Consider the following 11,687-nt stretch of genomic DNA (forward strand, 5'->3'; position numbering starts at 1 on the left):
CCATGCTTGCCATGAACTACCGCGGCCCGTACCGCGTGCGCGCCGCGCACAAGGCCGAGCCGCGCATCGAACACCCCGGCGACGCCATCCTGCGCGTCACGCGCAGCTGCATCTGCGGCTCGGACCTGCACCTCTACCACGGCCTCGTGCCCGACACCCGCGTCGGCATGACCTTCGGCCACGAGTTCACGGGCATCGTCGAAGAGGTCGGCTCTTCCGTGCAGAACCTCAAGAAGGGCGACCACGTGCTCGTGCCCTTCAACATCTTCTGCGGCAGCTGCTACTTCTGCCGCAAGGAGCTCTACTCCAACTGCCACAACACCAACCCCGAGGCCACGGCCGTCGGCGGCATCTACGGCTACTCGCACACCACGGGCGGCTACGACGGCGGCCAGGCCGAATACGTGCGCGTGCCGATGGCCGACGTCGGGCCGCACCTCATCCCCGCCGACATCCCGCCCGACGACGCCGTGCTCCTGACCGACGCCCTGCCCACCGGCTACCAGGCCGCGGAGATGGGCGACATCCGCCGCGGCGACACGGTCGTCGTGTTCGGCGCCGGCCCGGTCGGGATCTTCGCCGCGAAGAGCGCGTGGCTGATGGGCGCGGGCCGCGTCATTGTGGTGGACCACCTCGAATACCGCCTCGATTTCGTGCAGCGCTACACCGGCTGCGAGATCCTGAACTTCAAGGAAGTGCAGGACATGGCCGAGAAGATCAAGTCGATGACCGACTGGCTCGGCGCCGACGTGTGCATCGACTGCGTCGGCGCGGAAGCCGTCGGCAACGCCTTGCAGCACCTGACCGGCGTGAAGCTCAAGCTGCAGGCGGGTGCGGCCACGGTGCTGCACTGGTGCATCAACTCCGTGCGCAAGGGCGGCACGGTGTCCATCGTGGGCGTGTACGGGCCGACCTTCAACATGGTGCCCATCGGCAACGTGGTGAACAAGGGCCTGACGATCCGCGCGAACCAGGCGAGCGTGAAGCGCCACCTGCCGCGCCTGATCGAGCACATCCAGGCCGGCCGCATCAAGCCGAGCGAGATCATCACGCACCGCATTCCGCTGGAAGAGGTCTCGGACGCGTACCACATCTTCAGCAGCAAGCTCGATGGCTGCATCAAGCCCATCCTCGTGCCGCCCTCGGCGGCGCTGCACTGAAAGGAACCGCCATGTCCGACACGATCTACGTCGAACGCACCGACCCCGAAGAGCGGCAGACCAAGCGGCAACCGCCGCCGGAGGTGTCCGGCTGGGGCGCCGACCTCGTCCCCGACGACCGCCCGGCCTTTCCGAAGGAGCGCACGCCGCCGCGCATCGGCGACGTGCCACCCCCGGAGCTCCAGCCGGTGACGGTGGAAGTGCTGCACTCCACCGAGCGGCCGGGCCTCACGCCGGTGTTCGGCACCACCTGCCCGCCGAGCGGCGTCTCCGGCTCGATCCGCCGCGCGGCCTTCCACTACAGCGAGAACGACGTCCGCCACTGGCTGATGCTGCTCTTCGCCGACCGGGTGAACGTGGTCGAGGGCATCCTCGACGACCTCGCGCATGGGCACGTGCCCGACATCCTCGGCGAGATGGGCATCCGCGCCGAGTGGCGCTACAACCGCGCCGGCTTCGTGCGCAAGGCGTTGATCGCCTCCGCCGCCATCGGCCTGCTGGTCTACATGGCGCGCAGGCGGGGCTCTACGCCACTCGACGACAGGTGAAGGTGTAGCTGAAGCCGGGGATCGCGGAGGCGTTGAGCGCCTGCGCGATCGCGGTGGCCGACTGCGTGCAGGTGGCCTGCGCGTTGTACGACGTACCGCCGACCGTGTCGCCGGCGCTCACGCACGTGCCGGCCACGCACACGCGAGCGGAGAACGTGGCCTGCCATGTCTCGCTGCCGCCGGTGGATGGCGTCGTCGTGACGGTTCCGGTGAAGGTGAACGTGGACACGCGCAGCGGCGTCTGCGTGGGCGTGGCCGCGTAGTTGTCGGCCTGGCCCCAGAACACGCAGCCGGAGCAGCCGAAGTTGTAGGCCGTGCTGGGGGTGATCGAGATCGGCGTCGGCGTGGCCGTTGTCGGCTGCGTCGGGTCGCAGCGGATCGGCGCGCCGCTGGCGATGTCGTAGCCGCACACGTTGGGCGTCGTGGTCGTGGCCGCCGGCGGGTAGGTGTAGCGCGGGCAGCTTCCAAGCTGGGCTTGGGCGCACGCGCGGCCCATGAAGACCGCGTTGTTGGGCGTCATGCCGGTGTCGGTCTGCTGGTCGACGTTGCCGAGGCCGCTGGCCAACGGCGAGCCGTCGGTGATCGGGTTGGTGCTGGTGGAGGACAGGCCGTTGTCCGTGAGCGTGGGCGCGATCAGGATGCGCGTGTAGATGACGACCTGCGTGACCGTGGTGACCGTGATGCGCGAGGCGTGCTCCACGGCGCTCAGGTCCGCGGCCCGGCCCGTTGGCGAGAGCATCGCGGCCAGTGCGCTGGTCCACGCGCTCAGGTTCACGCGCTGCGCGCCGGTGAGCGCGCTGGACGTGCTGACCGAGTACAGCGTGTACGGCGTCCCGTTCGACGTGCCGCTGGCCGTGACGACGTAAGGCGGTGACATGCCCGCAACGGAGATCGTGTAGTTGCCGGAGCCGTCGGTGGTGGCCGTGCGCGAGCCGCCGGTGCTGTCGCGCAGCGTCACGCCCGCGCCAGTGAGCGCGATCCCGCGCGCCATGGCCTGGCCCGTGACGGTGGAGCCGGTCGCCGCGCAACTGCTCGCGAGCGCCGCGCAGGTGAAGCTCGCGACACTGCCCACGCGCACGATCGCGCCACCGGTGACGGGGCCGAGCACGTAGACGCCGCCAAGCGCGACGCCGAGGTAGTTGCCGTTCGGGTACGCGCGGAAGACGAACGGGTCCGCCGTGCGATTGGGCTGCGTGCCGGGAAAGAAGGTCGGAAAGGTGCGCTCGGCCCAGTTGAGCAACGTGTCGGTGTCGAGGCGGGCGGCCTGGGCCTGCCGGGCGGGTGCCGCGGGCGAGGCCTGCGCATCGGCCATCGCGGCCGGCGCCGCGCTCGCGCTGGACTCGGGCACATCGGCGCCGCCGCCGCATCCGGTGGCCAGCAGCACGGCCGCGCAGAGCGCGGCACGGGTCAGTCGTTCCATGGGACCTCCTCCATTGCTGCCTTCATTCAAGGCGAGCCGGAGGCGGAAATCAAGCTGTTTGCAGCTTGAACACCGGCTTGCGCTCGCCCACCGGCGTGCCGCGCCAGTTGGTGACGGTGGCGGCGCGCCATTTGGCCAGCGCCTCGCGCTGCGTGTCGTCCAGCCAGCCGAGCTGGTCCATCGCTTCCACGGTGGCGGCCTGCAGCGCGATCACGTTCGTGTCGACGACCTTCACCGCGATGGCCTGCCCGCGGCTCGCGCTCGCCACGACGTGGATGCCGTCCGCGCCCGCCTTGGTGACCCAGTCGCCGCGGCCGGCGCGCATGTAGTCGTTGTCGGCACGGCCGGTGCCGGAGACGAGTTCCGGATGCGCGCGCATCGCGCCGGCGAGCGGCTGGAAGGCTTCGCCGAATTCGCTGTCGCGCGCGCCGGTGGCCAGGCGCGCATAGCCGCGCGCGAGGGCGGAGAGCGGCATCGCGTAGTTGGGTGCGGAGCAACCGTCGATGCCGAGTTTCAAGTCGTCTTCCTGCAAGCCCACGGCGCGCGCGAGGTGGCTGCGCACCGCGCGCTGCAGCGGGTGGTCGGGCGAGAGGTAGGTTTCCAGCGGCAGGCCGTGCACCGCGCAGTGGGCGAGGAAGCCCGAGTGCTTGCCGCTGCAGTTGTGGTGGCGCTCGTCCCAGTGCGTGTCGGTGGGCGGGGGTTGGTTGACGGCGAGCTGGATGTGGTACGGCACATGGCAGCCGCATTGCAATCGCTTGTAGCCAACGTGTGCCTTGCCGAGGATGTCGTCGATCTGCTCGACATGCATCGGCTCGCCGCCGTGGCTGGCGCACAGCATCGCCAGGTTGCGCTGCGTCAGGCCCAACTGCTTCGGGCCGCCGGACATCACGAAAGGCAGCGCCTGCAGCGCCTTGATGGTGGAGCGGGTGAAGGCCACCCAGTGCGGGTCGCCCGCGTGCGCGACGAGCTTGCCGCTCGCGTCGCACACGGCGACGGCGCCGAAGTGGATGTTGTCGAGCGTGCCGCCGCGCGTGGTCTGCACCAGCGGCACGAAGCCGGAGGGGATGCTGCTCATGGCCTGAAAGGGTAGCAGCTTGTCGCCGGGTTGACGCGCGGGTGATCGCCGCCCGCCGCACAATCCGCGGCATGGTCAATGTGCATTCCCCGCTGCAGGCGCAGCTGGTCCAGTGGCTCGTGGTGCCGGGCGACGCGGTGCGCGAGGGCGACGTGCTGGTCATCCTGGAGTCGATGAAGATGGAGCACGAGGTGCGCAGCCCGGCGACGGGTGTTGTGCTCGAGTGCCTGTTTGCGCAGGGCGAGACGGTGCCGCAGGACGAGGTGCTGGCGTCGCTGTCGGTCACGCAGGCGGGCACCCAGGCGGTCCCCCAGGCGGTCCCCCACGCTGTCACCCCGGACTCGATCCGGGGTCCATCGACGAGTGTCGACACGCCGGCATGGACCCCGGGTCAAGCCCGGGGTGACAGCGTGGCGCGTGACGAGCGTGCCGGTAACGACGTTGCAGGCGACAAGACGCGTGCCGACCTGAAGCGTGTCCTGGAGCGGCACGCTCTCACGGAAGACTCGGCGCGCCCGCAAGCTGTCGAGAAACGCCACGCCCTCGGCCTGCGCACCGCCCGCGAAAACATCGCCGACCTCTGCGACGAAGGCAGCTTCGTCGAATACGGCGCGCTCGCGGTCGCCGCGCAACGCACGCGCCGCAGCGAGGAAGACCTTCAGCGCAACACACCGGCCGACGGCATGGTCACCGGCATCGGCGCGGTGAACGGCGAACGCACCGTCGTCATGGCCTACGACGCCACGGTGCTCGCCGGCACGCAGGGCATGCGCAACCACCAGAAGACGGACCGGCTGCTGGGCATCGCGCTGAAGAACAAGCTGCCGGTCGTGCTGTTCGCGGAAGGCGGCGGTGGGCGGCCCGGCGACACCGACATGCCGGTGGTGGCGGGTCTGCACGTGACCACCTTCGCGAGCTTCGCGCAGTTGAACGGGCAGGTGCCTGTGGTCGGCGTCGTCGCGGGGCGATGCTTTGCCGGCAACGCGGCGCTGCTCGGGTGCTGCGACGTGATCATCGCGACGAAGGACAGCAACATCGGCATGGGCGGGCCCGCGATGGTCGAAGGCGGCGGGCTCGGGGTGTACCGGCCCGAGGAGATCGGCCCGAGCGGGGTGCAGCACGCGAATGGGGTGATCGATGTGCTGGTGGGGGATGAGCGCGAGGCGGTGGCGGTTGCGCGCCAGTACCTCGGATACTTCGGCAAGCAGGCATGGACCCCGGGTCGAGCCCGGGGTGACAGCCTGAGGGACGTGGTACCGGAGAACAGGTTGCGGGTGTATGACAGCCGCAAGGCAGTCGAAGGCATCGCGGATGAAGGAAGTGTGCTGTGGTTGCGCACGGGGTTCGGGGTCGGCATTCACACCGTCCTCGCGCGCATCGAAGGCCGGCCGGTCGGCATCATGGCCAACAATCCGCTGCACCTGGGCGGCGCGATCGACGCGGACGCGGCGGACAAGGCCGCGCGCTTCATGCAGCTGTGCAACGCGCACGGCCTGCCGATCGTGAGCCTGGTCGACACGCCCGGCTTCATGGTCGGGCCGGGCATCGAAGAAAAGGCGCAGGTGCGGCACGTCAGCCGCATGTTCGTCGCCGCGGCACACCTGCGCGTGCCGCTGTTCGGCGTGGTGCTGCGCAAGGGCTACGGCCTCGGCGCGATGGCGATGGTGGCGGGTGGTTTCCACTCGCCGGAATTCATGGTCGCGTGGCCGAGCGGCGAGTTCGGCGGGATGGGGTTGGAAGGTGCCGTGCGGCTCGGCTATCGCAAGGAGCTGGAAGCGGTGCCGGAGGGTGCGCAGCGCGATGCGCTCTTCGAGAAGCTCGTGGCGCAGAAGTACGAGGAAGGCCAGGCGATGAACATGGCCGCGACGCTGGAAATCGATGCGGTGATCGACCCGGCGAAGACGCGCGAGTGGCTGGTGCGCGGTCTGCAATCGGCAAAGGTGCGCGAACACACGGGTCCATCGATCGACACGTGGTGACCCTGCGCAGTCACTTCAGCAACGCCACAGCCGCCGAAAACGTCACGAAGGCCACCGCGGTCGTCAGCAGGATGATGCGCGCGATGCGCCCCGAGTCCGCCTCGAAGCGCTCGGCCAGCATCGCGACGTTGCTGGCACTCGGCAAGGCCGCGACGAGCGTCATCACGGTGAGCGCGAACGGATCCAGCGGCAGGCCGGCTTTGCGGGCCAGGCTGCCGAGCCCCAGCACCAGCAGCGGGTGCATGACGAGCTTGGCGACCGCCACCGGCACATAGTCGCCCGGCGCGGGCGCGCCGTGTTCATGTTCCGCGGCGAACATCTGCGAGCGGGCCAGGACCGCGCCGATGGTGAACAAAGCCACGGGCGACGCCGCGTCCGCCAGCAAGCCGATCGTGTCCATCACCGGCTGCACCGGCCTGACGCCCGCCGCCGAGGAAAGCCCGCCCAGCACGATGGCCCACGGCAGCGGGTTCAGCGCGGCACCCTTGAGCGCGCGCTTCGCCGCTTCGGACGCGCCATGCTCGTCGGCGCCATCGAGCCGCGACAGCGCGACGCACAGCGATGTCGTGATCACCATGTCGATCGCGATCGTGAGAATGGCCGGGCCCGCGGCTTTCGCGCCGAGCAGCGCGACCAGCAGCGGCACGCCCATGAACCCGGTGTTGGGAAAAGCCGCCACCAGCGCGCCGAACGATGCGTCGTTCCAGCGAATGCGTGAATTCATGCTCGATTTCACGGTGCCGGCGACCATCAGCAACGCACACGCGAGCCACAGGAGCATGGCGGCGGGGTCCAGCAATTGGGCAATGGGTGTGTTCGCGCCGAAGCGGTACAGCATGCAAGGCAGCGCGAAGAACAGCACGAACGTGTTCAACCCGCCGATCGCTTCCAACGGAAGCATGCGGCGGCGCGCAGCCACGTAGCCCGCGAGCACCAGCGCGAAAAAAGGGAACGTGATCCTCAGGATGTCAAGCACGGGGCTATTGTGTCAGCTCGGTATCATTCGCCGCGATGTCCGGCCTGAACCTCGCACAACAAGAAGCAGTCAACTACATGCACGGGCCGTGCCTCGTGCTCGCGGGCGCCGGCTCGGGCAAGACGCGCGTCATCACGCACAAGATCGCGCGGCTGATGCAGGCGGGCCTCGAGGCCAGGCGCATCCTCGCCATCACCTTCACCAACAAGGCCGCGACCGAAATGCGCGAGCGCGCGAAGGCACTCGTCGGGCGCGAGGCGAAGGAAGTGGTGATCTGCACCTTCCACGCGCTGGGCGTGCGCCTGCTGCGGCAGGACGGCGAGGTGCTGGGCCTGAAGCAGCAGTTCTCCATCCTCGACTCCGACGACGTCACCTCGATCCTGAAGGACGCGGGCGGCACGACCGACGCCGCCACCGCACGCCAGTGGCAATGGGCGATCTCGCTGTGGAAGAACATGGGCCTGAACGCCGCGCAGGCCGAGGCGCAGGCCAAGGACGACAACGAGCGCATCACGGCGCGCATCATGCAGCGCTACGAGGAGCGCCTGACGGCCTACCAGAGCGTCGACTTCGACGACCTGATCGGCCTGCCGCTCAAGCTGCTGCGTGATCACGCGCCAGTGCGCGAGAAGTGGCAGCAGCTGCTCGGCCACGTGCTCGTCGACGAATACCAGGACACCAACGCCACGCAGTACGAGCTGCTCAAGCTGCTCGTGGGCGACAAGGGCCGCTTCACCGCGGTGGGTGACGACGACCAGTCCATCTACGGCTGGCGCGGCGCCACGCTCGACAACCTGCGCCGCCTGCCGCAGGACTGGCCCAACCTCAAGGTGGTGAAGCTGGAGCAGAACTACCGCTCCACCACGTCCATCCTGAAGGCCGCGAACAACGTCATCCAGCCCAACCCCAAGCTCTTCCCGAAGACGCTGTTCTCCGAGCTCGGCGAAGGCGAGCCGGTGCGCATCGTCGACTGCGACAACGAGGAGCACGAAGCCGAGCGCACCGTCGCGCGGATCCAGTCGATCCGCGCCAACGGCCTCGGCAAGGACTGGAAGGACTTCGCGGTGCTGTACCGCGCCAACCACCAGGCGCGCGTGCTGGAGCAGGCGCTGCGCAAGGCGCAGATCCCGTACAAGGTGTCGGGCGGCCAGAGCTTCTTCGACCGCGCCGAGATCCGCGACCTGTGCGCGTGGCTGCGCCTGTGGGTGAACAACGACGACGACCCCGCCTTCCTGCGCGCGGTGACCACGCCCAAGCGCGGCATCGGGCACCAGACGCTGCAGTCGCTGGGCACGTTCGCATCGAAGTACAAGCTGTCGCTGTTCGAGGCGCTCTTCTCCAACTCGCTGTCGTCGGCGTTGTCGTCGCGCGCCGTGGGCTCGCTGCACGAGTTCGGCCGCTACATCAACGACCTCGAGTTCCGCGCGCGCCACACCCACGGTGCCGAGGACGCGCGTACTTTCCTGAACGAGTGGCTCAAGGACATCGGCTACGAGAAGCACCTCTACGACAGCGAGGAGAACGAGAAGCTCGCGGCCTCGCGCTGGACCAACGTGATGGACTTCTGCGACTGGATGGCGCAGCGCTGCGGCGGCCAGATCGACGACGCCGCGGGCGTGACGATGGCCAGCGAGAAGAAGTCGCTGATCGAGGTGGCGCAGACCATCTCGCTGCTGTCCACCATCAGCGAGCGCGAGAAGGACCAGAACGTGGTGACGCTCTCCACGCTGCACGCCGCGAAGGGGCTGGAGTGGCCGCACGTGGTGCTGGCCGGCTGCGTGGAAGGGTTGCTGCCATTCAAGCCCGAAGACGGGGAAGACCGCGGCGCGGTGAGCGAGGCCACGCTGCAGCGCATCCAGGAAGAGCGGCGCCTGATGTACGTGGGCATCACGCGCGCGCAGCGCTCGCTCGCGGTGAGCTGGACCAAGAAGCGCAAGAAGGGCCGCGAATTCGTCGCGGCGCAGCCCAGCCGTTTCATTGCCGAGATGGCGCTGGAGAAGGCGACGACGAAGGAAGACCCGCGCGAGAAGCTCAAGGCGCTGCGCGCCGAGTTCGCGAAGAAGGCGGCGGCCACCGAGGCGGCTGCGTCCGTTCAGGGCATCGGGTAAGGCTGGTCGTCCGGCGTTTCGAGCGCGATGGCGCGGTAGCGTTCGCGCCACTCGTGCGGCGGGAAGCTCGCGGGGTCGCGCTCGGCGAGGTAAGCAACGAGGTCGAGGTGGTTGACGTTGTGGTCCACCGCCTCCATCGTCAGGGCCGCCTTGCCCTGGATGTGCGCCATCACCGTGCGCGCCAGCAGCGAGAAGACGAATGCCGTGGCACCGATGCCGTCGAGCCCCACGCCGGGGAAGTACAGGTTCGGCGCATCCACGCTGCGGAACATGCCGCCGCAGCGCGCGCCCAGTTCGTCGAGCGTGCGGATGCGCGCGATCCGCGGCTCGTCGAACCACGACAGGTCCAGCGCATAGCCCGTGCCCCACAGCAGCAGGTCGGGCTGCAGGCGCGTGCCGTCGGAGAGCAACACGGTGCGGCCTTCGATGCATTCCACCGTGGCCGCGTGCCGCTCGATCGACGCGAAGTTCTCCAGCATGCGGTAGCGGCCGGGGAAGAGCTGGTGGTGCAGCACGTCGAAGTCTTGCGACGGCGCGATCGCGTCGAGCCCGAACTTCGCGTAGCGCGAGCGCATGTCGGCGGTGATCTGCGCGCTCTGCTCCTTGTGCGAGAGGCCGCTCGCCTGCAAGCGGGCGAAGCCGCGCACGCTGCCCGCGACGACCTTCGGCTTCTTCGTCGGCATGAACCAGCGCACGCCGCGATGCGCCCAGACTGCGCGCGCGGCACCTTGGGAGAAGCACAGGTCCAGCAAGTCGAGGGCGGAAGCGCCGCCGCCGACCACCAGCACGCTCTTGCCCGCAATGGACGACGCGTCGCGCAACGCGCTCGAATGCAGCTCTTGCACCTGCGCGTTCTCGCGACGCACCGCGGGGATGACGGGCACGTTGTGCGCACCCGTGGCGCACACGAGATGGTGCGCGCGCACCACTTCGCTCGGTGTCTCGAGCACCCACGCCTGGCCGTCATGGCGCGCCTTCAGCACCGGCGTGCCCAGCCGAATGTGATCCCGCAACGCGAACCGCCCCACCCACGCCTCGATGTTCGCCAGGATCTGCGGCTGCATCGCCCCTTCGAGCGGCAGGTCGCCCAGCGTCCAGTCCTGCGGGCTGATCTGGATGTCCTGCCACGCGGGCAACTGGCGCCAGAGGCCGCCCACCGCCGGCTGCTTCTCCAGCGCCACAGCGCTCAAGCCGGCGCGGCGCGCGTACGCGAGGTGGATGATGCCGCCGATGCCGGCGCCGACGATTGCGAGGTCCAGCACTGGGGAGCTCCTGAGGCCGTTGTGCGGCCGACTATAGTCCTGTGCGTGAAGAAAGTCGCCTGCCTGCTCCTGCTGCTGTCACCCTTGTTCGCCGCCGCGCAGGAGTGCCCGCGCCCGGTCGATGTGAAGGTCCCGCACCTGCTTGGCATGTGGCACGCCGTGATCGAAGGCGTGCCGCAAGGCGCCACGCTCCTCTTCGAGAAGCACCCGCTCTATACCGCGAGCGTGAGCGGCGCGATCAACCGCAACGGGGACAAGGGCGTGGTCTCCGGCGAGCTGGAAGACGGCGAGTTCAGCATGGAGGAATCGGCCGACGGCCGGCGCATCTTTGCGACGTGGGTTGGTGCCGTCGTCGAGGGCTCGTGCGGGCGCGAGATTCGCGGCACGTGGCAGCGCGACGGCGCGGCGCTTGCGCACCCGTTCGTGCTGCGCAAGCTGCCGTCGTGAGCGTGGCGCTCAGCTCCAGTCGGCGTACGCCTCGCACATCTTGTTGATGCGCGCGCCGCGGGAGGACTCGGAGAAGCTCACGAGGTTGCCGCGGAAGTCGTCCGGCGTTTCGTTCCACACGCAGGTGCACCACGCCTGCACCTTGGTCTGCCCGCGCACGGGGCTGGGCTCGTCGCCGCCGGTGTAGCGGTTGGATGCGTAGCGCAGGCACTGCCTGTATTGCGGGTCGTCGGAGGGGACGCGGTTGTATTCGGATTGCGCGTGGGCTGCGCCGAAGAAGGCGCAGGCGGCCAGCGCTGCGGCTGCAAATGCGGGTTTCATGGGGCCAGGTCCTTTCGGGTTGAAAGGGGCGTCGGCCCTGACTGCAGCCGCCGTACCAGCGTCCCTCCTCATGGCCCCTCGGGGCACGATGCTAACCGCGCGGGCGCCGCCACGGAAGAGCCAGGCCGTGGAAAGCTTCCGGCGCCAAGCCACGGCGAAAGGGAGGCGCCGGAAAGTCGCTGTCCTACGCAGCCGGCAGGGCCGCTGCGCAACGATGGGCCATGGTCCAGCGAAAGGCTTCCTCCCATTTGCACACCACGCGTGCGTCGACGGGCACACGTACCGACTTGCGTGCCTGGCCGCCGGAACTGCTGGCGTATCGCGAGGAGTTGCGCCGGGCGGTGCACGCCATCGAGGACCGCCGCAGGATCGCGGCGCGGCGCTGAGGCTC

The 11,687-nt window shown here is 69.1% G+C and carries 11 protein-coding genes; 6 read left to right on the forward strand and 5 right to left on the reverse strand.

The features are described 5' to 3' along the window. The first annotated feature begins 2 nt into the window (after positions 1-2). The gene (locus H8R02_RS11575; RefSeq protein WP_187081545.1) at positions 3-1,160 is read left to right on the forward strand and encodes a zinc-dependent alcohol dehydrogenase; all 1,158 of its coding nucleotides are present in this window, start codon (positions 3-5) and stop codon (positions 1,158-1,160) included. A gap of 11 nt (positions 1,161-1,171) precedes the next feature. After that, positions 1,172-1,708 carry a hypothetical protein gene (locus H8R02_RS11580; protein WP_222622430.1) on the forward strand — a complete coding sequence of 179 codons (537 nt, stop codon included), beginning with the start codon at positions 1,172-1,174 and terminating at the stop codon, positions 1,706-1,708. On the opposite strand, the gene H8R02_RS11585 is transcribed toward H8R02_RS11580, so the two are convergent. Together H8R02_RS11585 and H8R02_RS11590 are read right to left on the reverse strand one after the other, a co-directional pair. Further along, the gene (locus H8R02_RS11585; RefSeq protein WP_187081546.1) at positions 1,686-3,128 is read right to left on the reverse strand and encodes a hypothetical protein; all 1,443 of its coding nucleotides are present in this window, start codon (positions 3,126-3,128) and stop codon (positions 1,686-1,688) included. The two genes, H8R02_RS11580 and H8R02_RS11585, sit on opposite strands and share 23 nt — an antisense overlap. A gap of 49 nt (positions 3,129-3,177) precedes the next feature. Next, positions 3,178-4,203, reverse strand: a complete 1,026-nt coding sequence (locus H8R02_RS11590; protein WP_187081547.1) for an asparaginase — start codon at positions 4,201-4,203, stop codon at positions 3,178-3,180. Between the two features lie 71 nt (positions 4,204-4,274). Between H8R02_RS11590 and H8R02_RS11595 the strand changes: the two genes are divergently transcribed. Then, on the forward strand, positions 4,275-6,182 hold the full coding sequence (locus H8R02_RS11595) for a carboxyl transferase domain-containing protein (RefSeq protein WP_187081548.1): 1,908 nt from the start codon (positions 4,275-4,277) through the stop codon (positions 6,180-6,182). Positions 6,183-6,192: 10 nt separating this feature from the next. Here H8R02_RS11595 and H8R02_RS11600 read toward each other — a convergent pair whose 3' ends face one another. Then, a complete protein-coding gene (locus H8R02_RS11600; protein ID WP_187081549.1) occupies positions 6,193-7,158 on the reverse strand; it encodes an AEC family transporter in 966 nt (321 codons plus the stop codon). Positions 7,159-7,193: 35 nt separating this feature from the next. Here H8R02_RS11600 and H8R02_RS11605 point away from each other — a divergent pair, with 35 nt between their 5' ends. Further along, entirely contained in the window at positions 7,194-9,266 is a 2,073-nt protein-coding gene (locus tag H8R02_RS11605) for an ATP-dependent helicase (protein WP_187081550.1), read from the forward strand. Here the strand turns inward: H8R02_RS11605 and H8R02_RS11610 are convergent. Continuing rightward, positions 9,251-10,528 carry an NAD(P)-binding domain-containing protein gene (locus tag H8R02_RS11610; protein WP_187081551.1) on the reverse strand — a complete coding sequence of 426 codons (1,278 nt, stop codon included), beginning with the start codon at positions 10,526-10,528 and terminating at the stop codon, positions 9,251-9,253. The two genes, H8R02_RS11605 and H8R02_RS11610, sit on opposite strands and share 16 nt — an antisense overlap. Before the next feature lie 45 nt (positions 10,529-10,573). Here H8R02_RS11610 and H8R02_RS11615 point away from each other — a divergent pair, with 45 nt between their 5' ends. After that, positions 10,574-10,975, forward strand: coding sequence for a hypothetical protein (locus H8R02_RS11615; protein ID WP_187081552.1), 402 nt, complete (start codon positions 10,574-10,576; stop codon positions 10,973-10,975). A gap of 9 nt (positions 10,976-10,984) precedes the next feature. Here the strand turns inward: H8R02_RS11615 and H8R02_RS11620 are convergent, their stop codons facing one another. Further along, positions 10,985-11,296, reverse strand: a complete 312-nt coding sequence (locus tag H8R02_RS11620) for a hypothetical protein (protein ID WP_187081553.1) — start codon at positions 11,294-11,296, stop codon at positions 10,985-10,987. A 221-nt stretch (positions 11,297-11,517) separates the two neighbouring features. On the opposite strand from H8R02_RS11620, the gene H8R02_RS11625 reads away from it, so the two are divergent. Beyond that, positions 11,518-11,682 (forward strand): hypothetical protein, encoded by a 165-nt coding sequence (locus H8R02_RS11625; protein ID WP_187081554.1) that lies wholly within the window; start codon positions 11,518-11,520, stop codon positions 11,680-11,682. Positions 11,683-11,687: the final 5 nt, after the last annotated feature.

It is taken from the genome of Ramlibacter albus (assembly GCF_014297445.1).
Lineage (GTDB): Bacteria > Pseudomonadota > Gammaproteobacteria > Burkholderiales > Burkholderiaceae_C > Ramlibacter > Ramlibacter albus.